General features: G+C 72.3%; 24 protein-coding genes and 2 pseudogenes. 21 read left to right on the top strand and 5 right to left on the bottom strand.

The window, feature by feature from the left end:
• Window positions 1–771 precede the first annotated feature (771 nt).
• The 6 genes from lepB (AB0J72_RS48320) to AB0J72_RS48345 all read left to right on the top strand — a co-directional run bounded on the left by lepB (AB0J72_RS48320) (window position 772) and on the right by AB0J72_RS48345 (window position 4,401).
• Entirely contained in the window at window positions 772–1,584 is an 813-nt protein-coding gene (gene lepB, locus AB0J72_RS48320) for a signal peptidase I (protein WP_344508182.1), read from the top strand.
• 21 nt (window positions 1,585–1,605) lie between these two features.
• Window positions 1,606–2,247 carry a signal peptidase I gene (gene lepB, locus AB0J72_RS48325; RefSeq protein WP_363412665.1) on the top strand — a complete coding sequence of 214 codons (642 nt, stop codon included), beginning with the start codon at window positions 1,606–1,608 and terminating at the stop codon, window positions 2,245–2,247.
• A gap of 19 nt (window positions 2,248–2,266) precedes the next feature.
• Window positions 2,267–2,725 carry an NUDIX domain-containing protein gene (locus AB0J72_RS48330; protein WP_363412667.1) on the top strand — a complete coding sequence of 153 codons (459 nt, stop codon included), beginning with the start codon at window positions 2,267–2,269 and terminating at the stop codon, window positions 2,723–2,725.
• Entirely contained in the window at window positions 2,725–3,471 is a 747-nt protein-coding gene (locus tag AB0J72_RS48335; protein WP_363412669.1) for a ribonuclease HII, read from the top strand. Before AB0J72_RS48330 ends, AB0J72_RS48335 begins: the two co-directional genes overlap by 1 nt.
• Window positions 3,468–3,788, top strand: a complete 321-nt coding sequence (locus AB0J72_RS48340; protein ID WP_033357832.1) for a DUF2469 domain-containing protein — start codon at window positions 3,468–3,470, stop codon at window positions 3,786–3,788. The genes AB0J72_RS48335 and AB0J72_RS48340 overlap by 4 nt, the downstream gene beginning before the upstream one ends.
• Window positions 3,789–3,882: 94 nt before the next feature.
• Window positions 3,883–4,401, top strand: coding sequence for a M23 family metallopeptidase (locus AB0J72_RS48345; RefSeq protein ID WP_363412671.1), 519 nt, complete (start codon window positions 3,883–3,885; stop codon window positions 4,399–4,401).
• Here AB0J72_RS48345 and AB0J72_RS48350 read toward each other — a convergent pair.
• From AB0J72_RS48350 to AB0J72_RS48360, 3 genes are all read right to left on the bottom strand, one after another.
• Complete coding sequence (locus tag AB0J72_RS48350; protein ID WP_363412673.1) at window positions 4,398–5,585, bottom strand: aminotransferase class V-fold PLP-dependent enzyme; 1,188 nt, start codon at window positions 5,583–5,585, stop codon at window positions 4,398–4,400. The genes AB0J72_RS48345 and AB0J72_RS48350 overlap by 4 nt on opposite strands.
• A 50-nt stretch (window positions 5,586–5,635) precedes the next feature.
• Entirely contained in the window at window positions 5,636–6,592 is a 957-nt protein-coding gene (locus tag AB0J72_RS48355) for a tyrosine recombinase XerC (RefSeq protein ID WP_363412675.1), read from the bottom strand.
• An 83-nt stretch (window positions 6,593–6,675) separates the two neighbouring features.
• Window positions 6,676–7,014 carry a hypothetical protein gene (locus tag AB0J72_RS48360; RefSeq protein ID WP_363412677.1) on the bottom strand — a complete coding sequence of 113 codons (339 nt, stop codon included), beginning with the start codon at window positions 7,012–7,014 and terminating at the stop codon, window positions 6,676–6,678.
• Window positions 7,015–7,100: 86 nt separating this feature from the next.
• Here AB0J72_RS48360 and AB0J72_RS48365 point away from each other — a divergent pair.
• From AB0J72_RS48365 to dprA, 5 genes and pseudogenes are all read left to right on the top strand, one after another.
• A pseudogene (locus AB0J72_RS48365) lies at window positions 7,101–7,400 on the top strand (helix-turn-helix domain-containing protein); the annotation flags it as partial.
• A 36-nt stretch (window positions 7,401–7,436) separates the two neighbouring features.
• Window positions 7,437–8,006: a GNAT family N-acetyltransferase gene (locus AB0J72_RS48370; RefSeq protein WP_363412763.1), complete on the top strand. Its 570-nt coding sequence runs from the start codon at window positions 7,437–7,439 to the stop codon at window positions 8,004–8,006.
• Window positions 8,007–8,093: 87 nt separating this feature from the next.
• Window positions 8,094–8,453 (top strand): YraN family protein, encoded by a 360-nt coding sequence (locus tag AB0J72_RS48375; RefSeq protein ID WP_363412679.1) that lies wholly within the window; start codon window positions 8,094–8,096, stop codon window positions 8,451–8,453.
• Window positions 8,453–9,967: a YifB family Mg chelatase-like AAA ATPase gene (locus AB0J72_RS48380; protein ID WP_363412681.1), complete on the top strand. Its 1,515-nt coding sequence runs from the start codon at window positions 8,453–8,455 to the stop codon at window positions 9,965–9,967. The genes AB0J72_RS48375 and AB0J72_RS48380 overlap by 1 nt, the downstream gene beginning before the upstream one ends.
• Window positions 9,964–11,169, top strand: coding sequence for a DNA-processing protein DprA (gene dprA, locus AB0J72_RS48385; RefSeq protein WP_363412683.1), 1,206 nt, complete (start codon window positions 9,964–9,966; stop codon window positions 11,167–11,169). Before AB0J72_RS48380 ends, dprA begins: the two co-directional genes overlap by 4 nt.
• A 587-nt stretch (window positions 11,170–11,756) precedes the next feature.
• Here the strand turns inward: dprA and AB0J72_RS48390 are convergent.
• Window positions 11,757–12,935 carry a pyridoxal phosphate-dependent aminotransferase gene (locus tag AB0J72_RS48390; protein ID WP_363412685.1) on the bottom strand — a complete coding sequence of 393 codons (1,179 nt, stop codon included), beginning with the start codon at window positions 12,933–12,935 and terminating at the stop codon, window positions 11,757–11,759.
• Between the two features lie 114 nt (window positions 12,936–13,049).
• Here AB0J72_RS48390 and AB0J72_RS48395 point away from each other — a divergent pair, with 114 nt between their 5' ends.
• From AB0J72_RS48395 to AB0J72_RS48430, 8 genes and pseudogenes are all read left to right on the top strand, one after another.
• Window positions 13,050–13,952, top strand: a complete 903-nt coding sequence (locus AB0J72_RS48395) for a hypothetical protein (protein ID WP_363412687.1) — start codon at window positions 13,050–13,052, stop codon at window positions 13,950–13,952.
• A 492-nt stretch (window positions 13,953–14,444) separates the two neighbouring features.
• Entirely contained in the window at window positions 14,445–15,269 is an 825-nt protein-coding gene (gene rpsB, locus AB0J72_RS48400) for a 30S ribosomal protein S2 (protein WP_344507918.1), read from the top strand.
• Window positions 15,270–15,306: 37 nt separating this feature from the next.
• Window positions 15,307–16,134 carry a translation elongation factor Ts gene (gene tsf, locus AB0J72_RS48405; protein WP_363412689.1) on the top strand — a complete coding sequence of 276 codons (828 nt, stop codon included), beginning with the start codon at window positions 15,307–15,309 and terminating at the stop codon, window positions 16,132–16,134.
• A 100-nt stretch (window positions 16,135–16,234) separates the two neighbouring features.
• Complete coding sequence (gene pyrH / locus AB0J72_RS48410) at window positions 16,235–17,026, top strand: UMP kinase (protein WP_344507914.1); 792 nt, start codon at window positions 16,235–16,237, stop codon at window positions 17,024–17,026.
• Window positions 17,023–17,580, top strand: coding sequence for a ribosome recycling factor (gene frr, locus AB0J72_RS48415; RefSeq protein ID WP_344507912.1), 558 nt, complete (start codon window positions 17,023–17,025; stop codon window positions 17,578–17,580). Before pyrH ends, frr begins: the two co-directional genes overlap by 4 nt.
• A gap of 107 nt (window positions 17,581–17,687) precedes the next feature.
• Window positions 17,688–18,506 (top strand): annotated as a pseudogene (locus AB0J72_RS48420) (phosphatidate cytidylyltransferase); the annotation flags it as partial.
• A 59-nt stretch (window positions 18,507–18,565) separates the two neighbouring features.
• Window positions 18,566–19,756 carry a 23S rRNA (adenine(2503)-C(2))-methyltransferase RlmN gene (gene rlmN / locus AB0J72_RS48425; RefSeq protein ID WP_363412692.1) on the top strand — a complete coding sequence of 397 codons (1,191 nt, stop codon included), beginning with the start codon at window positions 18,566–18,568 and terminating at the stop codon, window positions 19,754–19,756.
• The gene (locus AB0J72_RS48430) at window positions 19,753–20,799 is read left to right on the top strand and encodes a DivIVA domain-containing protein (protein ID WP_363412694.1); all 1,047 of its coding nucleotides are present in this window, start codon (window positions 19,753–19,755) and stop codon (window positions 20,797–20,799) included. Before rlmN ends, AB0J72_RS48430 begins: the two co-directional genes overlap by 4 nt.
• 63 nt (window positions 20,800–20,862) lie before the next feature.
• On the opposite strand, the gene AB0J72_RS48435 is transcribed toward AB0J72_RS48430, so the two are convergent.
• The gene (locus AB0J72_RS48435; RefSeq protein ID WP_363412696.1) at window positions 20,863–21,081 is read right to left on the bottom strand and encodes a DUF2631 domain-containing protein; all 219 of its coding nucleotides are present in this window, start codon (window positions 21,079–21,081) and stop codon (window positions 20,863–20,865) included.
• A gap of 133 nt (window positions 21,082–21,214) precedes the next feature.
• Between AB0J72_RS48435 and AB0J72_RS48440 the strand changes: the two genes are divergently transcribed.
• Window positions 21,215–22,810, top strand: coding sequence for a Rieske 2Fe-2S domain-containing protein (locus tag AB0J72_RS48440; protein WP_363412765.1), 1,596 nt, complete (start codon window positions 21,215–21,217; stop codon window positions 22,808–22,810).
• A gap of 20 nt (window positions 22,811–22,830) precedes the next feature.
• A complete protein-coding gene (locus AB0J72_RS48445; protein ID WP_363412698.1) occupies window positions 22,831–23,538 on the top strand; it encodes a DUF2786 domain-containing protein in 708 nt (235 codons plus the stop codon).
• Window positions 23,539–23,609: the final 71 nt, after the last annotated feature.

The following is a 23,609-nucleotide window of genomic DNA, read 5'->3' on the forward strand; positions in this document are numbered from 1 at the left end:
CACCCGACCAGGGCCCCACCCCGTCGTCGTTGCCCGCAAAGCTCGCTTACCGGTCAACCGGCGCCGGGCTCCCCATTTTGGTCTTGTGCCTTTAGGCTGACGCCGATGGCAAGCGACTACGGCCGCGATGGTTACGACGATCGCGGCGATGACATACACCCACGCCGCCGCCCCCTGGATCAGGAGGGCGGGGAGCGTGGGCGTCCTGGTTTCGGCGGCAACAACTACCCGGACCACGACTACTGGGGGCAGACGCAGGCGGGGCAGTCCCAGCCGGCGTTCGACGCCTGGGGGCGTCACCGTGGCGGCGACCCGGACCGGGACGACCAGCGCGGCGGCGACTGGAACCGGCCCGCCCGGTCCTGGGACGACGACCCGCACGGCGACCGCGGGCGCGAGTCCGGCCGGGGCCGCTGGGACCGCGACGAGCCGCCGGTCGCGCGCGACCGCGCGTTCGAGGACCGGAGCTACGCCGACCAGGGGTACGGCGACCGGGGGCGGGACGGCCGGGGCTATGACGACCGCGACTATGACGCGCGCGGCCGCAACCGCCAGGGCTATGACGACCGGGGCTACGACGATCGGGCCTATGACGATCGCGGCTATGACGACCGCGGGTACGGCCGCGACGACCGCGGCGGCTACGAAGGCCGCTCCGGCGAGCAGGGCTCCTACCGTGGCCGGGGCGCGTCCGCCGGCCGCCGCGGCGCCTACGACGACGACAGCTCCGCCGCCTCGTGGAGCAGCAAGGTCCGCAAGAAGCGCAAGAACATGCCGCTGTGGCAGGAGCTGCCGCTGCTGCTGATCGTCGCGTTCTGCCTGGCGGTGCTCATCCGCACGTTCCTCGTGCAGGCGTTCTTCATCCCGTCCGGCTCGATGGAGAACACCCTCCTCGTCGGCGACCGGGTGCTGGTCAACAAGGTGCTCTACGACGTCCGCGAGCCTCAGCGCGGCGAGGTCGTCGTGTTCGAGGGCCCGGCCAACTGGGCGCCGGAGAACCAGGTCGACAAGGACGCCGGCTTCTTCGCCGAGCTCGGCCGCACGGTCGGCGACCTGGTCGGCTTCAGCCAGCCGGGCGAGAAGGACTTCATCAAGCGGGTCATCGGCCTGCCCGGCGACACCGTCTCCTGCTGCGACGTGCAGGGCCGCGTCTTCGTCAACGGCTACCCGCTGGACGAGTCCGCGTATGTCTACGAGGACTCACCCCTGGACGCCACCCCCAACCCGAAGCAGTGCACGGCGCGCCGCTTCGGCCCGATCAAGGTCGAGCCGGGGCAGATGTTCGTGATGGGCGACCACCGCGGCGTCTCGCAGGACTCCCGCTGCCAGGGGCAGGTGCCGATCGACAACGTCATCGGCCGGGCCTTCGTCATCCTGTGGCCGAGCGGGCGGTGGGCCTGGCTGCCGGTACCGGACACATTCAAGAACGTGCCGAAGAGCGCTTCGGCCTCGGTCGGCCCGCGAGTCACCAGAACGCCTGATTTACCTTTGGTGCCCGATATGGTGCTTGCACCACTCGCGGTGACTCTCACGGTTTCGACCCGTTCGGCGCGTCAGGAGCGGTTGAGACGTCGCCAATGGTGACGAGCACGTACCCTTCAGGGCGTGATTGACGAGCAGACCAAGCGCCCCAACACGTTTTGGCGCGAGTTGCCAGTGCTGCTGGGCGTGGCGATCATCGTCGCCGTCGTGGTGCGGGCGTTCGTCCTGCAGACGTTCTACATCCCGTCCGAGTCGATGGAGAACACCCTCCTCATCCGCGACCGCGTGCTCGTCAACAAGCTCGTCTACGACTTCCGCTCCCCGCACCGGGGCGAGGTGATCGTCTTCGAGGCGCCCGCGTCGTGGCGCAACGACCCGTCCGAGGAGGACTTCATCAAGCGGGTCATCGCGACCGGCGGCGACCACATCGTGTGCTGCGACGACAAGCAGCGCATCACCGTCAACGGCAAGGCCCTCGACGAGACCTACATCTACGCCGACGAGAACGGGCTGCAGGATCTCCCCAGCGAGGAGCAGTTCGACGTCACGGTGCCGGCCGGGCGGCTGTGGGTGATGGGCGACCACCGGTCGAGATCGGGCGACTCGCGGTACAACTTCGTCCGGTACAAGGACCCCGTCCAGGCGACGATCCCCGAGGACAACGTCGTGGGCAGGGCGTTCGTGGTTTTCTGGCCCTTCTCCAGGGCGAAATGGCTCAGCGCGCCGGAGACTTTCGACAAGGTGCCGGCGCCGACTGCGAAGTGAGACGTCGTAGTCTCGTCGTATGACCCACGACGGGGGACACATCGACCGCCGGGCCGCGCGGGTGCTCCTGCTCGACCCGGACGGCCGCGTGCTCATGCTGCACGGGTGGGACCCCGCGCGCCCGTCGCACACCTACTGGTTCACCGTGGGCGGCGGGCTGGAGCCGGGGGAGACCCCGCTCGACGCCGCCGTGCGGGAGGCGTTCGAGGAGACCGGGCTGCGGTTCGCGCCGGCCGACCTGATCGGCCCCGTGCGCACCGACACGGTCTCCTTCCCGTTCGACGGCGAATGGTTTTCGCAGGAGCAGTCGTTCTTCGTGGCGAGGGCCACCGGGACGGCGGTCGACCTGTCCCGGCTCAACGAGGTGGAGCAGGGCTGCATCGACGAGGCCCGGTGGTGGTCGGTCGACGCGCTGTCCAGCTCGGGCGAGCGCTTCTACCCGCCGGACCTGCCGTCGCTGCTGCGGGAGGTGGCGTGATGCTGGCGCCTCCCCGCACCGTCGTGCACCGAGCCGCCGGGCTGTGGGCCCTGGAGCGGGCGCTGCAGCGGCGCGGCTTCGAGCGGGTCGCCGGCGCCGACGAGGCCGGCCGGGGCGCCTGCGCCGGGCCGCTCGTGGTGGCCGCGGTCATCCTTCCGCAGGGCCGCCGCGGCGAGATCGAGGAGCTCAACGACTCGAAGCTGCTCACCGCCGCGGCCCGGGAGCGGATCTACGCCGAGGTCGTCGCCCGGGCCCTCGCCTGGTCGGTGGTGATCATCCCGCCGGGTGAGATCGACCGCCGGGGGCTGCACGTGTCCAACCTCGCCGGCATGCGGCGCGCCCTCGCCGGCCTCGCCGAGCGCCCCGACTACGCCCTCACCGACGGCTTCCGGGTCGACGGGCTCGGCACGCCCGGCCTCGCCGTGTGGAAGGGCGACCAGGTCGCCGCCTGTGTGGCGGCGGCGAGCGTGGTGGCGAAGGTCACCCGGGACCGGATCATGCGGGGGCTGCACGCCACCCACCCTGAATACGGCTTCGACGAGCACAAAGGGTATTGCACCCCGGTGCACCAGGCGGCGCTCGTTGCGCACGGGCCGTGTGCGGAGCATCGTTTCTCCTACGCGAACGTGGCGGCGGTGGGGCAGCGGAGGCAAAGGCGCGGTAACGTCGGCGTGGCGCCCGGCGAGGCCGCGACGGTGCCGGCGCAAGTGGGCGACAATGTGGCTATGGAAGGCGGACCGCGATGAGCGCCGAGGATCTCGAGAAGTACGAAACCGAGATGGAGCTCCAGCTCTACCGGGAGTATCGCGACATCGTCCGCCAGTTCTCGTACGTGGTGGAGACCGAGCGCCGGTTCTACCTGGCCAACCAGGTCGATCTGCACGTGCGCAACTCCGACGGCGAGGTCTACTTCGAGGTCGAGATGCACGACGCCTGGGTCTGGGACATGTACCGTCCTGCCCGGTTCGTGAAGAACGTCCGCGTGATGACCTTCAAGGACGTCAACGTCGAGGAGCTGGAGAAGCCCGACATCTCGCTGCCCGACAACGGCTTCGGAGGCTGACGCTTCCCGCCCGCTCGTCCACAAGGCCTCTGTTGTCCACAGGCCGACGGGCCGGCGGGCGAGGGAGCGGGTGGGATCGGCATAGCTTCGTCGCATGCCGTTCCGCTTCTTGGCGCTGGTACTGGTAGCGCTGTCGTTCGCTGTCCCCGCTGTCGCCCCTGGCGCTCCCGCGCGTGCCGCACCTGCGGTGCCCGACGGTGGCCCGGGGGCGTTTCGCTGGCCGCTGGGGCCGCCGGTGGCGGTGGTCCGCCGGTTCGAGCCGCCACCCGGACCGTATGGTGCCGGACATCGCGGCGTGGATCTGCGCGGCGCCCCGGACGCCGTGGTGCGCAGCGCGGGCCCGGGGGTGGTCGCGTTCGCCGGCATGGTCGCCGGGCGGCCGGTGGTGAGCGTGTCGCACCCGGGAGGGCTGCGCACGACCTACGAGCCCGTGGACCCCTCCGTGAAGGCCGGCACCGCCGTCTCCGCCGGCACCCCGCTCGGCACGCTGCGGCCCGGCCACGCCGGCTGCCCGGCGACCGCCTGCCTGCACTGGGGGCTGCGCTCCGGGGAGGTGTATCTCGACCCGCTGACGCTGCTGCGCCGCGGCCGGGTCCGGCTCCTGCCGCGCTAGCGTCGCAGCAGCTTGGGCAGGCCCTCCACGAGGCGCTGGAAGTCGTCCTCGCGGTTGTAGACCTGCGCCGACAGCCGCAGGTAGCCGCGGCCGCGCCAGGCGGCGAGCCCGACCTCGGTGGCGAGCTCGTCGGAGATCCTGCGGCGCAGGGCGGTGGCCGCCGCCGGCTCCGTCACCGCGCCCTGCGGCAGCGGCACGACGGTCATCGGCAGCCCGGTCCGCGGCGGCACGGCCTCGCCGAGGGCCTCGGCCAGCAGGGCCTGGCCGTGCTCGGCGAGCGCGGCGTTGTGCCGGCGCACCGCGTCGATGCCGAGGGAGCGCAGCACGAAGAGGCCCGTCGGCGCGGCGAGCCACGGCGTGTAGTCGCGCGCCCCCAGCCACTCCAGGCTGTCGGGGAAGCCGGCATCCTGGTTCCAGGACACGACCAGCGACTGGAGCCGCTCCCGCCAGCGCGGCGCCACCGACAGCAGCGCCGTGCCGCGGGGTGCGTAGGCCCACTTGTGCAGGTTGCCGACCCAGAAGTCGGCGCCGATGCCGGCGACCGGGTCGGGCAGGATGCCGGGCGCGTGCGCGGCGTCGACCAGGACCGCGGCCCGATCGCCGGCGCGGCCGCGGACCGCCTCGACGATCCTGCGGACCGGCAGCACCCGCGCGGTCGCCGCGGTGATGTGGTCGACGACCACCAGCCGCGTCCTGCCGGTGACGGCGTCGAGGACCGCCTCGACCGCGGCGTCGTCGTCGGGGGCGAGCGGCACCCGGGCCACCCTCCGGCTCGCGCCGGTCCGCCGGCAGAAGGCGTCCAGGGCGAGGTCGACCGCGCCGTAGCCATGGTCGGTGGTGACGATCTCGTCGCCGCTGCCGAGGCCCTCGCTGCCGCCACCGTCACCGCCGCCGAGGGCGGCGAGGACCGTGGACGTGCCGGTCGTGGCGTTGTCCACGAGAGCCGTCAGGCCGGGGTCGGCGCCGACGAACGCGGCGAGATGCCGGCGCACGTGAGCGATGCGCTCCTCCAGGCCGACGCTGAAGAACCGTGGCGGGTTGGCCTCCACCTCGTCGCGCAGCCGCTGCTGGGCCCGCTGCACCGCGATCGGCACCAGGCCGAAGGAGCCGTGGTTGAGCTGCGCGACCGCCGCGTCGTTGGAGAACAGCAGGCGTGCGCCGGGAATCGGCTCCGGAGCGGACATATCCACGATCTTAAGGTCCTGTTCCGTCCTTCCGGGTCGCGTTGCCGGAGTCAGGCGCGGGGGTGGGCCTGCTCGTACGCGGACCGGAGCCGCTCGATCGACACGTGGGTGTAGATCTGGGTGCTGGCCAGCGAGGCGTGCCCCAGCAGCTCCTGCACCGAGCGCAGGTCGGCGCCGCCCTCGAGCAGGTGGGTCGCGGCGGAGTGGCGCAGGTCGTGCGGGGAGGTGTGCGGCAGGCCGGTCGCCCTGGCGTGCCCGTCGACGAGGCGCCGGGCGGCCGCGGGCTGCAGGCGGCCGCCGCGCGCGCCGAGGAGCAGCGCCGCGCCGCTCGCGGGGCCGGCGAGGGCCGGGCGGCCGCTGCGCAGCCACTCGGTCAGCGCCTGCTCGGCGGGCAGCCCGTAGGGCACCGCGCGCTCCTTGTCACCCTTGCCGATGACCCGCACGACGCGGCGCATCCGGTCGACGTCGCCGACGTCCAGGCCGCACAGCTCGCTGACCCGGATGCCGGTGGCGTACAGCAGCTCCAGCACCAGCCGGTCGCGCAGCCCCACGGCGTCGTCCCGGCCCGCGGGCGCGGTCACGAGCGTCTCGGCCTGGTCGGCGCGCAGCACGGTCGGCAGGTCGCGGTGCGCCTTCGGGCTGGCGAGGCGCTGGCCCGGGTCGGTGGCGAGCAGGCCCTCGCGGTGGGCCCAGGCGGTGAACGTCCGCGCGGCGGCGGCGTGCCTGGCCAGGCTGGCACGGGCGGCGCCGGCCGCGCGCCGGCGGGCGAGCCAGCCGCGCAGCACCGCCAGCGTCAGCTCGCCCGGGGTGGTCGTGCCGGCGCGGGAGGCGTGGTCGAGCAGGGAGACGACGTCACCGACGTACGCGCGGACGGTGTGCTCGGAGCGGTTGCGCTCGGCGGCGAGGTGGCGGGCGAAGTCGTCGACCGCGGTGCGCATGTCGTCCGGCAGCGCTTGGCGCTGGGCCGCGACGCCGGTCGTCTGCGGCGGTGCTGGTTTGCGGCTCATGTGCGGCTCTTCCGGCTCATGTGCGGCTGTTGCGGCTGTTGCGGCTCGTGCGGCTCGTGCGGCTCATGCGCGGCTCTTGCGGCTCATTTGCGGCGGAGCTGGTCTTCGAGGAACCGCTCGATCAGGCCCCGGACGACCGCCGCCATCGTGAAGCCGTGCTCGGCGCACCAGGCGCGCAGCTCGGCGTGCCGCTCGGTCGGCAGGCGGAACGTGACGAGCTGGCTCTCCTCGCCCGCCGGCAGGGCGCCGCCGAGGGCGTTGTTCAGCACGCCCGCGCGCATCTCGACGGCGGCGGCGAGCAGGTTGCCGCCGCCGACCTGGGCCGGCGTGCCACGGTCGAGGAGCCAGGCGGTGATCTCCTGGCGGGTGGGAGCGGGGAGCGTCTCGAGCAGCTCCACGAGCTTGTCGGCAGGGGCAGTCATGCCACCCACGATAGTGCCCGCTATCGCTGTGCGATATCGCCTTGAATTCTTTGACTTCGTCAGGAAAGTCGTTGACTATGTCAACTATGACTGTCGCGGCCGTACGGGAGTTCAACCGCTACTACACGAACCTCATCGGGGTGCTGCGGGCCGGTCTGCACGACTCCGCCTACTCGCTGGCCGAGGTGCGGGTGCTGTACGAGCTGGCCATGGACAGCGCGCACGACACGGCCGAGCTGCGGCGGCTGCTCGACATCGACGCCGGGTACCTGAGCCGGATCCTCGGCAGGCTGGAGGCCGACGGGCTCGTCGCGCGGTCCCGGTCCGCATCGGACGCGCGCCGCCGCCGCATCGAGCTGACGCCGGCCGGGCGGGAGGCGTTCGCGGCGCTGGACGCGCGCTCCGAGGAGCAGATCGCCGGGCTGCTCGCCTCCGTCGGCGAGGTCGACCGGCGGCGGCTGGTCGGCGCGATGGACACGATCCGGTCGGTGTTCGAGGGTGTCCTGCCGCCGCGAGCCGTGGTCCTGCGGCCGCCGCTGCCCGGCGACCTGGGCTGGGTCGTGCAGCGCCACGGCGCGCTCTACGCCGCGGAGTACGGGCTGGACGCCACCTTCGAGGCGCTGGTGGCCCGCATCGTCGCCGACTACGCGACCTCGCACGACCCGCGGACCGAGGCGGGGTGGATCGCCGAGGTCGACGGCGCTCCCGTCGGGTCGATCTTCTGCGTACGGGCGGACGAGGGCGTGGCGAAGCTCCGGCTCCTGTTCGTCGAGCCGGCGGCGCGGGGGATGGGCGTCGGCGGCACGCTGGTGGACGAGTGCGTGCGGTTCGCGCGCCGGGCCGGGTACCGGGAGATGGTGCTCTACACGCAGGACGTGCTGCTCTCCGCCCGGCGCATCTACCAGCGGGCCGGGTTCGTGCTCGAGAGCGCCACCCCGGCGTTCGTGTACGGCGTGGACGTCGCCGAGGAGCAGTGGCGCCTGTCGCTGTGACGTTCCCGTTTTCCACAAGCGGCCCGTTGTCCACAGGTTGCCCGCTCGCGTCGCGCCCCGTTCCGCGAAACGCGGCAGGCTCCCCACATGACCAACACCAACCAGATCGTGGGCCGCTTCGGCGAGCGCCTGGCCGTGCGGCACCTCATCGCCCGCGGCCTCGTCCCCCTCGACCGCAACTGGCGCTGCCCGTCCGGTGAGCTCGACGTGGTCGCCCGCGACGGGCCGGTGCTGGTGTTCGTCGAGGTGAAGACCCGCCGGGGCGCCAAGTTCGGGGCGCCGGCGGAGGCGGTCAGCGCCGACAAGGCCCGCCGCGTGCGCCGGCTCGCCGCCCGCTGGCTGGCCACGCACGGCGCCGGCGACCGGCGGCAGGTCCGCTTCGACGTGGTGGCCGTCCTGCTCGGCGCCGACACCGTCGGCGTGCGGCACCTCCGCGGGGTCTTCTGATGGGCTACGCGAAGATCCGCTCCGTCGCCCTGCAGGGGGTGGTCGGGCAGGTGATCGTGGTCGAGGCCGACGTCGCGCCCGGGCTGCCGAGCCTCGTCGTGTCGGGCCTGCCCGACGCCGCGCTCACCGAGGCCCGCGACCGCATCCGGGCCGCCGTGCACAACTCCGGGGCCACCTGGCCGCAGCAGCGCATCACGGTCAACCTGCTGCCCGCCCACGTGCGCAAGCACGGCTCCGGGTTCGACACCGCCATGGCGCTCGCCGTGCTCGCCGCCGGCGCCGACCTGCCGACGCGCCTGCTGGTCGACGCGGTCATCCTCGGCGAGCTCGGCCTCGACGGCACCCTCCGGCCCGTCCGCGGGGTGCTGCCCGCCGTGCTCGCCGCCAGCCGCGCCGGCGCCGGCCTCGTCGTCGTCCCACCCGGCAACGTCGACGAGGCGCGGCTCGTGCCCGACGTGCGGGTCCGCGCCGCCGACTGCCTCGGCCGCATCATCGGCTTCGTCCACGGCACCGAGACGCTGCTCGACCCGCCCACGCAGCCGCCACCGGCGCAGCGCCCGCCGGCCGACCTCGCCGACGTCCTCGGTCAGGAGCGCGGCCGCCGCGCCATCGAGCTGGCCGCCGCCGGCCGGCACCACCTGGCGATGTTCGGCCCGCCCGGCGCCGGCAAGACGCTGCTCGCCCAGCGGCTGCCCGGCATCCTGCCCGAGCTCACCGAGCAGGAGTCCATCGAGGTCACGGCCCTGCACTCGGTCGCCGGCGAGCTGCCGGCCGACGGTGGCCTGATCCGCCGGGCGCCGCTGCAGGCACCGCACCACACGTCCTCGATCGCGGCGCTCGTCGGCGGGGGCTCCGGCATCGCCAAGCCCGGCGCGATCAGCCTCGCCCATCACGGGGTGCTGTTCCTCGACGAGTGCGCCGAGTTCCAGGCCAGCGCCCTCAACGCCCTGCGCGAGCCGCTGGAGCACGGCGAGGTGCGGCTGCGCCGGGTCCACGGCGAGACGGTCTATCCCGCCAGGGCCCAGCTGGTCCTCGCCGCCAACCCGTGCCCGTGCGCCCGGCCCGGCGGCGACGCCATGTGCCAGTGCCCGCCGGGGGTGCGCGTCCGGTATCGGTCCAGGCTCTCCGGCCCGCTGCTGGACCGGGTCGACCTGCAGGTCGACGTCGTCGCGGTGCGCGCGGCGGCGCTCTTCGGCACCGAGCCGGCCGAGTCGTCCGCGACCGTCGCGGCGCGGGTCGTGCGGGCGCGGCAGGCGGCGGCGCGCCGGTGGGCGCCGCACGCCCGGTCCAACGGGGAGGTCCCCGCCGCCGTCCTGCGCGACCGGCGCTTCCGGCTGCCGCGCACCGTGCTGCAGCCGCTGGCCACCGCGATGGACCGCGGCCAGCTGTCGGCCCGGGGCATGGACCGCGCGACCCGCGTCGCGTGGACCGTCGCCGACCTCGACGGCCGCGACCGCCCCACCATCGACGACGTCCACGAGGCCCTCGAGATGCGGTCGAGGAGAGGCCGATGAGCGACATCGACCGGGCGGCGCGGCTGGCGCTGGCCCATCTGGTGGAGCCCGGCAGCCGGGAGCTCGGGCTGCTGGTGCGGGCTGTCGGGGCGCCGGAGGCGCTGGTCATGGTGCTGCACGGGCACGGCGTCACCGAGGCGCTCGCCGGCGCGGTCCACGCCCGCCTCGACGCCACCCTGCTCGACGCGCGCACCGGCTCCGCCGACGCGTGGGCCGAGCGGGTCGCCCTCACCCTGGCCGGCGAGATGACCGAGCGGGCGGGCCGGCTCGGCGCGCGCATGGTCACCGCCGTCGACGACGAGTGGCCCGCCGCGCTCGACGACCTCACCCGGGTCAGCCGCGACGGCGCCGACGCGCTCCGCCGCGACACCGACCCGCCGCTGTGCCTGTGGCTGCGCGGGCCCGTCCGGCTCGAAGAGGCCCTGGAGCGGTCGGTGTCCGTGGTCGGTGCCCGGGCCATCACCCACTATGGCGAGTTCGTCGCATCGGAGCTCGCGTTCGGCCTGGCGGAGCGCGGCTGGGCGGTGGTCTCCGGCGGCGCGCTCGGCGTCGACGTCACCGCCCACCGGGGCGCCCTCGCCGCCGGCGGGGTGACCTGCGCGGTGCTCGCCTGCGGCATCGACCAGGTCTACCCGGTCTCCAACGCGGCCGTGTTCGAGCGCATCACCGAGGAGGGGCTCCTGCTGACCGAGTGGCCGCCGGGCACCCGGCCGCACAAGACCAGGTTCCTGACCCGCAACCGTGTCATCGCCGCCGCCACCCGCGGCACCGTGATGGTCGAGGCCGGCTCCCGCAGCGGCGCCCGCAACACGCTGTCCTACGCCCGCCGCCTGGAGCGCTCCGCCATGGTCGTCCCCGGCCCGATCACCTCGGCGATGTCGGTCGGCTGCCACGTCGAGCTCCGCACCCCCGGCACCGTGCTCGTCACCCGCGTCGACGAGATCGTCGAGGAGGTCGGCCGGCTCGGGGAGCTCGCCGACCCCATCCACGGCGACGAGCGCCCCGAGGACGCCCTCGACGCCACCCAGGCCAGGGTCCTCGACGCGGTGGCCCCTCGCGCCGCCCGCTCGGCGGAGGAGATCGCCGCCATCGCGGGCGTCGCCACCCGCGCCGCCCGCCGGACCCTTCCCGTCCTGGAGCAGCACGGCTTCGTCGTCAGTTCCGAAGACGGCTACCGCCTCGCCCCGAAGCCCCGCTCGTGACCGCCGCTCCGACCCGGCATCCCGTCAGCCGGCCGCCCTGTCCACCACACACGCCGGCCGCTCCCGCTCCGGCGCGCTCCCGAGCAGTCGCCAGACCGCCCCCGCGGAAGGAGCACCGGGTCGCCCGGGATGCCCTGTCTGGGCTGCGGACGCCCGGCCCGCAGCCCTCGCCATCGGCCGTCGCCGGTTCGCCCCGAGCCTCCGGGCGGCGTTGCGGCCGGGCGGCGTCGCGGCCTGCGGGGTCGGGTCTGGGTGGGATTGTGGCCGGGCGAGGGTTGTGTCCGGGGTTGTCGTGTCAGGCGGCGTTGCGGCCGGGCGGCGTCGCGGCCTGCGGGGTCGGGTCTGGGCGGGGTCGCGGCCGGGCGGGGGTCGTGTCCGGGGTTGTCGTGTCGGGTCTGGGCCGGGTTGCGTCTGGGCGGGCTCGTGTCCGGGGTGTTGTGTCTGGCGGCGTCGGCAGCCAGGTGTGTTCGCTGATCAGGCGGGTCGGCCGGGTTCGTGGATGTTCAGCGGGCTGGGCGTGGTGCTGGGCCGTTCGTCGGTCGACGACTGTGGCCTGCCAAGCCCGCGATCAGGTGACGGCGGCGGGGTCAGAGGCGGCCGAGGCGGGTGATGGCTTCCTCGATGACCTCGTCGCGCTTGCAGAAGGCGAACCGGATGATGTGGCGGCCGGCGGTGGCGTCGTCGTAGAAGACCTGGGTGGGCACGGCGACGACGCCGCAGCGGTCGGGCAGGGCGAGGCAGAAGTCGACGCCGTCGGTGCCGCCGAGGGGGGTGATGTCGGCGGTGACGAAGTAGGTGCCTTCCGAGCGGAGGACGGCGAAGCCGGCGGCGGTCAGGCCCTCGCAGAGGCGGTCGCGCTTGCGCTGCAGGTCGTCGCGGAACTGCTCGTAGTAGGAGGGCGGGGAGTTCAGGGCCACGGCGATCGCGGGCTGGAGGGGGCCGGCGTTGACGAAGGTGAGGAACTGCTTGACGCGCAGGGCCGCGGAGACCAGGTCGCGGGGGCCGCAGATCCAGCCGATCTTCCAGCCGGTGCAGGAGAAGGTCTTGCCGGCGGAGGAGATCTGCAGCGTGCGGACGCGCATGCCGGGCAGGGACGCGATCGGCACGTGGGGGGCGTCGGCGTCGGTGAAGACCAGGTGCTCGTAGACCTCGTCGGTGACGGCGACCGCGTCGAACTCCTCGCAGAGGGCGGCGACCTGGGCCAGCTCGTCGGGGGTGAAGACCTTGCCGGTCGGGTTGTGGGGGGTGTTGAGCAGGACGAGCCGGGTGCGGGGGCCGAAGGCGGCGCGCAGCTCGGCCGGGTCGAAGGCGTAGCCGCCGTCGTGGGCGCGCAGGGTCACCGGGCGGCGGACCGCGCCGGCGAGGGCGATGGAGGCGGCGTAGGAGTCGTAGTAGGGCTCGAAGCAGACGACCTCGTCGCCGGGCTCGCAGAGGGCGAGGATGGTGGCGGCGATCGCCTCGGTCGCGCCGGCCGTGACGATGATCTCTCCGTCGGGGTCGTAGTCCAGGCCCCAGAACGCCTTCTGGTGGGCCGAGATCGCCGCGCGGAGCTCGGGGACGCCGGGGCCCGGCGGGTACTGGTTGCGGCCGGAGCGGAGGGCCTCGGCGGCGGCGTCGAGCATGGCGGCGGGGCCGTCGGTGTCGGGAAAGCCCTGGCCGAGGTTGACCGCGCCGGTGCGGACCGCGAGTGCCGACATCTCGGCGAAGATGGTCGTGCCGAAGGGGCGCATCCGGGCGACGAGTTGATCACGCGAGGCGTCAGTCACCCACCGAGTATGCGACGCCGGTCACTGCTGGAGTTGCCCAGGACCGTCACCGGCGGATATCCGGCAGCACACCGGAGTGGCGGGGATCATCCGGACCGCCTACCGTGACGGACCGTGGATGGACGCCGGAACTACTCCCCGGACCCGGATGCGGAGCCCCGCTGGTACCCGGACGACCGTGGATACGACGAGCCTGGCCGCGGCGATCGCCGCGACGACCGCCGGGACGACCGGTCGCGCGACGACCGAGGCTACGGGGACGACCGCGGCTACACGCCGACGCGGTACGCCGACGAGCGCGAGTACGACGACGGCTACCGGGTCCCGGAGCCGCGCGGCGCGTCCCGCGGGTACGGCGGCGACGCCCTGCCGTACGGCGACAGCCCGAGCGGGCAGTTCAGCGCCCCGCTCCCGCCTGCTCCCGAGCACCCCGAGGCCGCCGAGTCGGTCTCCAGGTCGCGGCGGTCCGAGGCGATCGACCGCAGCACGCTGCAGCGGCCGGTGTCCGGCGGTGCCCCGAGCGCGCCCGTGAACGCCCTGTCGTCGCCCGTGGTGACGGTGCCCACGGTGCCGGCGCCTCCGGCGGCACCGCAGGGCGGGTACGGCCAGCAGGCTCAGCAGAGCCAGCAGGACGCGTTCGCGGCGCCGACGACCCTGACCGCGGCGATCCCGGCGCCGTCGGCAGCGCCCGCCGCCGCTGCCGCGGAGCCGGGCGGTGCGGTGTACCGGTCGAAGCGGCCGGGGCTGGCCGTCGTGCTGGTGCTGCTCACGATCGTCTTCGAGGTGCCGGTGCTGCGGTTGTTCCTGACCGCTATGACCGCCGACAAGATCGAGGCCACCGGGACGCTCGCGAGCATCTTCATGATCCTCGGGCTGCCGATGTTCGCCCTCGGCCTGTACGGGCTGATCGGTGGCGCCGCGGCCGCCGCCTCGGGGGCACGGGCCTGGCTGCGGACGCCGCTGGCGTACCTGCCGATCGCGGTGCTGCTGTTCATCGCCGCGGCCCTGTCCACCTGACCGGCCGCACTGTTCCCACGTGACCAGCCGCGGTCTGTCCACCGGACGGGCCGCGGCTAGCGCACATGACCGGCACGTGACCGGCCGCGGCTTGTCCGGCCCGATGGGCTGCGGCCCTGTCCGCGTTACGAGCCGACGACCGGCTGACCGGCGAGCGCCGAACCGGCGACCGAGGCCCTCCGCCGCGGTGGGCGGACGAGGCCCTGCCGGGTGACGGACCGGCCTGGTCGGCGCGGCAGCCGGGGGCGGATTCGTGGGTCGGCGGCGACTGCGCGTACACTTCCGGACGGCGACCGTGCACGCACGGTCGACCTCGCGCGCCCTCCCGCAGCCCGCCGCTTTCTCGCGCCGGGCCAGAAATCAGGGCGGCGGCCGCCCTGGTCCCGATCCGCAGCCACGCGCTGGGTCGGGTGAGACGGCCGACGACCGGGCGCCAGGACGGCGGACCGACCGGACCGTCGTGGAAACCAGGATCGAAAGGATCCCACGAACATGGCTGTGACCATGCGTCAGCTGCTGGAAAGCGGCGTGCACTTCGGACACCAGACCCGCCGTTGGAACCCGAAGATGAAGCGCTTCATCTTCACGGAGCGCAACGGTATCTACATCATCGACCTGCGCCAGACGCTGGACTACATCGACAAGGCCTACGACTACATCCGCAACACCGTCGCCGAGGGCGGCTCGGTGCTGTTCGTGGGCACGAAGAAGCAGGCGCAGGAGGCGATCGCCGAGCAGGCGACGCGTGTCGGTCAGCCGTACGTCAACCACCGCTGGCTGGGTGGCATGCTGACCAACTTCCAGACCGTCTACAAGCGGCTGCAGCGGATGAAGGAGCTCGAGTCCCTCGACCTCACCGGCACCGCGCAGGGCTACACCAAGAAGGAGACCCTGCAGCTGTCGCGCGAGCAGACCAAGCTGAGCCGCACGCTCGGTGGTCTGCGCGACATGCAGAAGCTCCCGTCGGCGATCTGGGTCATCGACACCAAGAAGGAGCACATCGCGGTTGACGAGGCCCGCAAGCTGGGTATCCCGGTCATCGCCGTGCTCGACACCAACTGCGACCCCGACGAGGTCGACTTCCCGATCCCGGGCAACGACGACGCCATCCGCTCCGCCGCCCTGCTGACCCGCGTGGTCGCGGACGCGGTCGCGGACGGTCTCATCGCCCGGTCGGGCCGCGCCACCCGTGCCGACCAGAAGCCCGAGCCGGGCGTCGTGGCCGGCGACGAGCCGCTCGCTGAGTGGGAGCGTGAGCTGCTCGAGGGTGCCAAGCCCGACGACGCCGCTCCCGCCGCCGAACCCACCCAGGCCTGACACGAGCCGTCAAGGCGAACTCAAGCGAGAGAGAGTCATGTCCAACTTCACCGCCGCGGATGTCAAGCGACTCCGCGATCTGACCGGCTCCGGCATGATGGACTGCAAGAAGGCGCTCGAGGAGGCAGAGGGCGACTTCGACAAGGCCGTCGAGCTGCTGCGTATCAAGGGTGCGAAGGACGTCGGCAAGCGTGCCGGCCGCACCACGGCCAACGGCCTGGTCGCCCACGTCGGCACGGGCCTGGTCGAGATCAACTGTGAGACCGACTTCGTCGCCAAGAACGAGGCGTTCGTCGAGCTCGGCCAGAAGCTGGCCAAGCACATCGACGAGACCAAGCCGGCCGACGTCGAGGCCCTGCTGGGCTCGAAGCTCGGCGACAGCACGGTGGCCGAGCTGATCCAGACCGAGTCGGCGCGCATCGGCGAGAAGCTCGTCATCAACCGCCTCGCGGTGCTGGGCTCGCCGGTCGCGATCTACATGCACCGCAAGAGCCCGGACCTGCCCCCGCAGGTCGGCGTCGCGGTCGAGTTCACCGGCAAGGACGACGAGGCCGCCCTCGCCGACGCGCGTGGCATCGCGATGCAGATCGCGGCCATGCGGCCGAAGTACCTGACCCGCGAGGACGTCCCGGCCGACACGGTCGAGTCGGAGCGTCGCATCGCCGAGCAGACCGCTCGCGAGGAGGGCAAGCCGGAAGGCGCCCTGCCGAAGATCATTGAGGGCCGGGTCAACGGCTTCTTCAAGGACTTCGTCCTCATCGAGCAGGCGTCGGTCAGCGACAACAAGAAGACCGTCAAGCAGGTGCTGGCCGAAGCCGGCATCGAGGTGACACGGTTCGTCCACTTCGAGGTCGGCCAGGCCTGATAGCAGGGCGCGGAGGGGGTCACGGAATCCACACTGGATGCCGGGACCCCCTCGTCATATCCCCTTCCAGCGGCAGAACGGACACGGAGAGGTTGCCCAGATGACGCACACCGCTGTGGAAGCGGCAAGGCAGGCACTGACGCCGGCCCCGATCGGGGTGCGACGCGTCGTGCTGAAGCTCTCCGGCGAGGTGTTCGGCGGTGGCGCCGTCGGCGTCGACCCGAACGTGGTGCGGCACATGGCCCGCCAGATCGCGGCCGTGGTCCGCCGCGGTGTCCAGGTGGCCGTCGTCGTCGGTGGCGGCAACTTCTTCCGGGGCGCCGAGCTGTCCCGGGCCGGCATGGACCGGTCCCGCGCGGACTACATGGGCATGCTCGGCACCGTCATGAACTGCCTCGCGCTGCAGGACTTCCTGGAGAAGGAAGGCATCGACACGCGGGTGCAGAGCGCGATCAGCATGGCGCAGGTCGCGGAGCCGTACATCCCGCGCCGCGCGATCCGGCACATGGAGAAGGGGCGGGTCGTGATCTTCGGCGCCGGCGCCGGCATGCCGTACTTCTCGACCGACACCGTCGCCGTGCAGCGCGCCCTGGAGATCCACGCGCACACGGTCCTGATGAGCAAGAACGGCGTCGACGGTGTGTACACGGCCGACCCCCGTACCGACCCGACGGCCCGCAAACTCGACAGCCTGACGTTCGCCGATGCCCTGCTCCAGGGCCTGCGGGTCGTCGACCAGACCGCGTTCAGCCTCTGCCAGGAAAACGCGCTGCCGATGCTCGTGTTCGGCGCCGAGGGGGAGGACAGCGTGGCTCGCGCGTTGAGTGGTGAGAGGATCGGCACGCTCATCACCGCTGAGCCCATCCCGGATCGAGGAGGAAAGACCACGTGATCGAAGAAGCTCTCTTCGAGGCCGAAGAGAAGATGGAGCGCGCGATCGAGCACGCCAAGGAGGAGTTCGCGGTCATCAGGACCGGCCGAGCGACCCCGGCGATGTTCGGCAAGGTGATGGTCGACTACTACGGCACGCCCACGCCGCTGCCGCAGATGTCGTCGATCGCCATCCCGGAGCCCCGTATGGCGATCATCAAGCCGTACGACGCCTCGGTGATCGGTGCGATGGAGAAGGCGATCCGCGACTCGGACCTCGGGGTCAACCCCAACAACGAGGGCACGCAGATCCGGATCAACCTCCCGCAGATGACCGAGGAGCGGCGCCGCGAGATGATCAAGATCGCGCGGCACAAGGCCGAGGACGCCCGGGTCGCCGTGCGCAACGTGCGCCGCAAGGCCAAGGAAGAGCTCGACCGCATCGTCAAGGACGGCGAGGCGGGCGAGGACGACGGGCGCCGCGGCGAGAAGGAGCTCGACGACCTGACGCACAGGTTCGTCGCCCAGATCGACGAGCTGCTCAAGCACAAGGAATCAGAGCTCCTCGAGGTCTGATGACGCCCCCCGGTAACCCTTCGACCAGGGCGCGGCACATTGATGCCGCGCCCGAGGCGTCTATGCCAAACGAACCAGCGCCGGCCGGCGAGAAACCCAAGCGCCGTGCCGGCCGCAACCTTCCCGCCGCGATCGGTGTCGGCGTGGGCCTGGGCGGTGCGGTCATCGCCTCGCTCTTCGTGTGGATCCCGGCGTTCCTCGGACTGGTGGTGCTCGCCGTCCTGGTCGGCATCTGGGAGATGGTCCGGGCCGTCAGCGTCAACAAGGCGAGGCCGCCGCTCGCGCCGCTGCTCGTCGGCGGGCCGGCCATGGTGGTGCTCGCCTGGTTCGGCGGCGCCGAGGTCCTGCCGGTCGGCCTGCTCCTGACGCTGCTGGCGGTGTTCGTGTGGCGGTTCGCCGGCGGTCCCCGCGACTATCAGCGGGACGTCACCGCCGGTGCCCTGATCGCGGTGTACGTGCCGTTCCTCGGCGCCTTCGCGGCGCTGCTCGCGCACCCCGGCAAGGACGTCTCCGACGGCGCGGTGCGGGTCCTGGTGACGATCGTCGCCGTGGTGCTGTCCGATACGGGCGGATATGTGACCGGTGTCTTCCTCGGCAAGCACCCGATGGCGCCTTCCGTCAGCCCGGCGAAGTCGTGGGAGGGCTTCGCGGGGTCGGTCGTGTGGACCGGCGCCGGCAGCGCGGTGGCGATTCCGCTGCTCCTGTCCGACGCCGTCTGGTGGCACGGGGTCGTCTTCGGGGTCGCGGTCGCGGCCGCGTCGGTGCTCGGTGACCTCGGCGAGTCGCTGATCAAGCGCGACCTGGGCGTCAAGGACATGAGCAACCTGCTGCCGGGTCACGGTGGGCTCATGGACCGGCTGGACTCGATCCTGCTCGCCCTGCCGACCGCGTACGCCGTTCTGGCGTTCCTGGTGCCCCCGTCCTAGTGCCCTTGGCCAGCGGTACTGAAGATCACGCGACTCGGCATGGGACACTTGAAGACGTCATGACACAGCTCCCCGTTCTGAACCTCGAATCCACCGCGACCGGCACGACGAGTGACGGCCGCCGGGCGACCATGCCACCGCGTCACCTGGCCGACCTCGATCTCGCCGGGCGCCGGGCCGCCGTCGCCGAGCTGGGGGAGCAGGCCTTCCGCGCGGGGCAGGTGTCGGCGCACTACTTCGGCCGGCTGGTCCGCGACCCCGCCGACATGACGGACCTCCCCGCCAGGAGCAGGGACGCGATCGCGGAAGCGCTGCTGCCGCGGCTGCTGCACCCCGTACATGAGAAAGCCACCGACGACGGGGCGACCCGCAAGACGTTGTGGCGGCTTCACGACGGCTCCCTCGTCGAGAGCGTCCTCATGGGATATCCAGACCGCGTGACGGTGTGCGTGTCGAGCCAGGCGGGCTGCGGGATGGCGTGCCCGTTCTGCGCCACCGGCCAGGCCGGGCTCACCCGCAACCTCTCCACCGCGGAGATCGTCGACCAGGTCGTCTGGTTCGCCGGGATGGCCGCCCGCGGGGTCCTGCCCGGCAGCCCGGACCGGCTGTCGCGGGTCGTGTTCATGGGCATGGGCGAGCCGCTCGCCAACTACAACCGGGTCGTCGCGGCGGTCCGCAGGCTCACCGACCCCGCCCCGGAAGGGCTCGGACTCTCCCAACGGCACATCACCGTGTCCACCGTCGGGCTGGTCCCGGCGATGCGCCGGTTGACGCAGGAGGGGCTGTCGGTGACGCTTGCGCTGTCGCTGCACGCACCCGATGATGATCTGCGCGACACGCTCGTGCCGGTCAACCAACGTTGGAAGGTCGCCGAAGTGCTTGATGCCGCGTGGGAGTATGCGGCTCGCACTGGTCGGCGCGTGTCCATTGAATACGCAATGATCCGGGATGTGAACGACCACCCGTGGCGGGCGGATTTGCTCGGCCGGCTCTTGTCCGGCCGTCTCGCGCATGTCAATCTCATCCCGCTCAATCCGACACCCGGGAGTAAGTGGGACGCTAGTCCCAAGCCGGTGGAGCGAGAGTTCGTCCGGCGCCTCCGGGCGTCCGGGGTCGCGACCACGGTGCGCGACACCCGCGGCCGGGAGATCGACGGGGCCTGCGGGCAGCTTGCCGCCTCAAACGGTGGCAAGGTGGGAGAGCGTGAAACAGGCTTGCTAGCACGGCGAGCGAACGAGGAGACACAGTGAGTCAGGGTCAGCGGTTCCGGCGCCGTGCGCTGCGGCGGGGATACAAGGTCGACGAGGTCGACTCGTTCCTCGACCGGGTCGAGGCCACCCTCTCCGGTGACCCGATGGGCGCGCCGGTGAGCGCTCAGGAGGTCCACGACGTGGTCTTCCGGGTGCGCTTCGGCGGATATGACGAGTGGCAGGTCGACCTGCACCTCGACCGGGTCGAGCGCCAGCTGGCCGAGCTGGAGGAGCGCGGCGGCGGTGGCTTCGGCCGCGCCCTCGACGCCCGCGGCGGCGAGATGCGCAGCGGCGAGATGCGCATGGCCCCCGAGCGGATGCCCGAGCGCATGCAGCCCGAGCGCATGGGCCCGCCCCCGATGGAGCGGATGCAGCCCGAGCGGATGGGCCCCCCGCCCATGGAGCGCATGCAGCCGGAGCGGATGGGTCCGCCCCCGATGGAGCGGATGCAGCCCGAGCGGATGGGCCCCCCGCCGATGGCGCCGCCACCGCCCCTGCCGCCGCGGCCGGCCCCCGCTCCCGCCGGCCCGCCCCGCGACCCGAACTACGGCCGTTACGACGAGCCCACGTACGGTGGCGCCTTCGACGACGACCGGGGCTACGAGGCGCCGCGCCAGCCGCGCGCGGACATGACGGCCGAGATCCGCATGGACCGCGACCGGCCCGAGCCGGCGACCTACGGCGGCGCGCCCGACCGTGACCGCGACCCGTATGGCGGCGGCGGCCCTGACCGCGACCCGTATGGCGAGCCCTACGGCGGCCCGCCCCAGGGCGCGCCGGTGCAGCACCAGTCGACCGAGGTGGCCCGCATCGACCAGCTGCGCCGCACGTTCCAGCTACGCCGCTTCGGCAGCGGCTACGACCGCGCGCAGGTCGACCGGCTGTTCGAGGGCGTCATGGCGTCACTGTCCGGCCGTGGCGGCCCGCTCACCGACGGTGACCTCGACCCGTCGCACTTCAACCTGGTGCCCGGCGGCTACTTCGAGGCGGAGGTCGACGCCGCCCTCAAGGAGGTCCGCGACCTCGTGATGCGCCGCCGCTGAGCGCAGACGCGAAAAGGCGCACCGGTGCTTCCGGTGCGCCTTTGCCGCATGTACGACCAGCGACTACCGAAGGCCGTTCCGGCGCAGCACCCAGTCTCCGACGAGGGCGAGCACCAGTACGCCGGCGGTCACGATCAACCAGATGTCCTCGACCCGGCCCTGGTGGTTGCCGACCAGCATCCCCAGGATGAGCAGCGCGCTGACGGCTGCACCGAAGCGGGCGGCCCGCGGGTGTCCCGGCTTGTGCTGGTCGGGAGAGGTCACAGGCTCGTGCTCGGCCACGACGCGTCCTTTCGCTGCAGGTGTGCTTCGCGACAAAGTCTGGCATGCGGCACCCGGACCGACGGTTGCGGGTCGGTCGGGTAGCGTCGGAGCGGCATGCCAGTTGTTGTTTCGAGGGAGGAACGCGGTGCGGATCACCGGGACGGGACACGCCAGCCTGCGCATCGACACCGATGCCGGCAGCATCCTCTGTGACCCGTGGGTCAACCCGGCGTACTTCGCGTCGTGGTTCCCGTTCCCCGACAATTCCCTGCTCGACTGGGAGACGCTCGGCGACTGCGACTACCTCTACGTGTCCCACCTGCACCGGGACCACTTCGACGCGGAGCACCTGAAGCGCTTCGTGTCGAAGAAGGCGACGGTACTGCTGCCCGAGTTCCCCACGTCGGAGATGCGCGACGAGCTCGAGGCGCTCGGCTTCACCAGGTTCCTGGAGACGAAGAGCGACCACGTCCACGAGCTCGACGGCGGCCTGAAGATCATGATCCAGGCGCTCACCTCACCGACCGACGGGCCGATCGGTGACTCCTCGCTGTGGGTCGAGCACAACGGCGTCCGCATCCTCAACCAGAACGACGCCCGCCCGACCGACCTCACCACGTATGCCGAGCTCGGGCACGTGCACGCGCACCTGCTCCAGTTCTCCGGCGCCATCTGGTACCCGATGGTCTACGACCTGCCGCAGGCCGCGAAGACCGCGTTCGGCAAGCAGAAGCGCGACCGGCAGTTCGACCGGACCTTCCGGTACATCGACGACCTCAAGGCCTCGCACGTGGTGCCCATCGCGGGGCCGCCGTGCTTCCTCGACGACGAGCTCTGGCAGTTCAACGACATCTTCGGTGACGAGGGCAACATCTTCCCCGACCAGTGGGTGTTCCAGCAGGAGTACGCCAAGCACGGCGGCACCAACTCCACGGTGCTGCTGCCCGGGTCGGTGATGACGGTGACCCCCGACTCGGTCTCCACCGTGCACCCCGTCGACGTCGAGGAGTTCTTCGCGCACAAGCGGGAGCACCTGGAGGAGATGCGTGACCGGAAGCGGCCGATCATCGAGGCCGCGAAGGCGTCCTGGCGGCACCCCGAGGTCGACGTGCTCAAGGAGATGAAGCGGCGGATCGAGCCGCTGCTGGACGAGTCCGTCTACCTCGCGAAGGGTGTCGGCGGCCCGGTCCGCTTCGACCTGGTGGGGTACGACGGCACCTCCGTCGAGTCGATCGTCGTGGACTTCCCGGGCAAGCAGGTCCGCCAGTACGCCGACGAGAAGGTCCGCTACCGCTTCCGCACCGAGCGCGCCCTCATCGAGCACCTCCTCTTCATCGAGGAGGTCGACTGGGTCAACTCGCTCTTCCTGTCCTGCCGCTTCACCGCCACCCGCATCGGCCAGTACAACGAGTTCGTCTACTCGTTCTTCAAGTGCCTGTCGGAGGAGCGGCTGCAGTACGCGGAGGGCTGGTTCGCCGAGCAGAAGCCCGACGCCGAGGACATCAAGCTGGGCGACTGGGTCGTGCAGCGCCGGTGCCCGCACCTGAAGGCAGACCTGACCCGCTTCGGCATCGTCGACGGCAACACCCTCACCTGCCAGCTGCACGGCTGGAAGTTCGACCTGCCCAGCGGGCGCTGCCTGACGAGCGTGGGGCACGAGCTGCGTTCCCGTCCTGCCGGTGCTTCGGCGTCGGAGCCGGCTCCGGCGCCGGCTTCCGTGGACGGCGCGGCGGCGGAATTGTCGTAGGTCGGCGGTAGCCTCTGTTCGTGTTGGAGAAGGTTCGGAAGCTGCTCGCCAAGGCCGAGGATCCCGCGTGCACGCGGGAGGAGGCCGAGGCGCTGACCGCCAAGGCCGCCGAGCTCATCGGTAAGTACGGCATCGATCAGGCACTGCTCGCCGCCACCGACGGCCTGCGCCCGCAGACCGTCGGCAACCGGCTGGTCGAGCTGCACCCGCCGTATCTGCGCGAGAAGGCCCATCTCCTGCACGTGGTCGCCACCTCCCTGCGCTGCCGCTCGGTCCGCCTGCAGCACCGCACCCGCGACGGCCTGCGCATCTCCATGCACCTGTTCGGCTTCGAATCCGACGTCGCCGGCGTCGAGCTGCTGTTCGCGTCCCTGCTCGTCCAGGCGGCCCGCGGCGTCCTCACCGAGCCCGTCCCGCCCGGCGAGCAGGTCGCCGCCTGGCGCCGGTCCTGGCTCATCGGCTTCGGCTCGGCGGTCGCCCACCGCTTCGCCGAGGCCGACGAGCGCAACCGCGCCGCCACCCCCGACCAGCCGGGCATGGCCCTCGTCCTGGCCGACCGGGGCCGCGCCGTCGATGTGGCGGTCGACGAGCAGTATCCGGACCTGCGCACCGCCCGCCCCCGCCGCTTGACGGGCGGCGGCTTCGACGCGGGCAGCGCCGCCGGCCACCGCGCCGACCTCGGCAACCCCCGCGTCCCGACCGCCGCCCGCCAGCCCTTACCGGGCTGACCCCCGCCGCCCGGGACTCACCCGGGATCTCACCCACACCGCCCCACCCGGCCGCGGCGTTACCACTCGGC

This window comes from Dactylosporangium sp. NPDC049742 (genome assembly GCF_040674675.1).
Lineage (GTDB): Bacteria > Actinomycetota > Actinomycetes > Mycobacteriales > Micromonosporaceae > Dactylosporangium > Dactylosporangium maewongense.

Coding starts and splice junctions, on each gene's coding strand:
- lepB (WP_344508182.1), top strand. CDS start 772: ATGCCGCTGTGGCAGGAGCTGCCGCTGCTGCTGATCGTCGCGTTCTGC.
- AB0J72_RS48330 (WP_363412667.1), top strand. CDS start 2,267: ATGACCCACGACGGGGGACACATCGACCGCCGGGCCGCGCGGGTGCTC.
- AB0J72_RS48335 (WP_363412669.1), top strand. CDS start 2,725: ATGCTGGCGCCTCCCCGCACCGTCGTGCACCGAGCCGCCGGGCTGTGG.
- AB0J72_RS48340 (WP_033357832.1), top strand. CDS start 3,468: ATGAGCGCCGAGGATCTCGAGAAGTACGAAACCGAGATGGAGCTCCAG.
- AB0J72_RS48345 (WP_363412671.1), top strand. CDS start 3,883: ATGCCGTTCCGCTTCTTGGCGCTGGTACTGGTAGCGCTGTCGTTCGCT.
- AB0J72_RS48350 (WP_363412673.1), bottom strand. CDS start 5,585: ATGTCCGCTCCGGAGCCGATTCCCGGCGCACGCCTGCTGTTCTCCAAC.
- AB0J72_RS48355 (WP_363412675.1), bottom strand. CDS start 6,592: ATGAGCCGCAAACCAGCACCGCCGCAGACGACCGGCGTCGCGGCCCAG.
- AB0J72_RS48360 (WP_363412677.1), bottom strand. CDS start 7,014: ATGACTGCCCCTGCCGACAAGCTCGTGGAGCTGCTCGAGACGCTCCCC.
- AB0J72_RS48375 (WP_363412679.1), top strand. CDS start 8,094: ATGACCAACACCAACCAGATCGTGGGCCGCTTCGGCGAGCGCCTGGCC.
- AB0J72_RS48380 (WP_363412681.1), top strand. CDS start 8,453: ATGGGCTACGCGAAGATCCGCTCCGTCGCCCTGCAGGGGGTGGTCGGG.
- dprA (WP_363412683.1), top strand. CDS start 9,964: ATGAGCGACATCGACCGGGCGGCGCGGCTGGCGCTGGCCCATCTGGTG.
- rpsB (WP_344507918.1), top strand. CDS start 14,445: ATGGCTGTGACCATGCGTCAGCTGCTGGAAAGCGGCGTGCACTTCGGA.
- tsf (WP_363412689.1), top strand. CDS start 15,307: ATGTCCAACTTCACCGCCGCGGATGTCAAGCGACTCCGCGATCTGACC.
- pyrH (WP_344507914.1), top strand. CDS start 16,235: ATGACGCACACCGCTGTGGAAGCGGCAAGGCAGGCACTGACGCCGGCC.
- rlmN (WP_363412692.1), top strand. CDS start 18,566: ATGACACAGCTCCCCGTTCTGAACCTCGAATCCACCGCGACCGGCACG.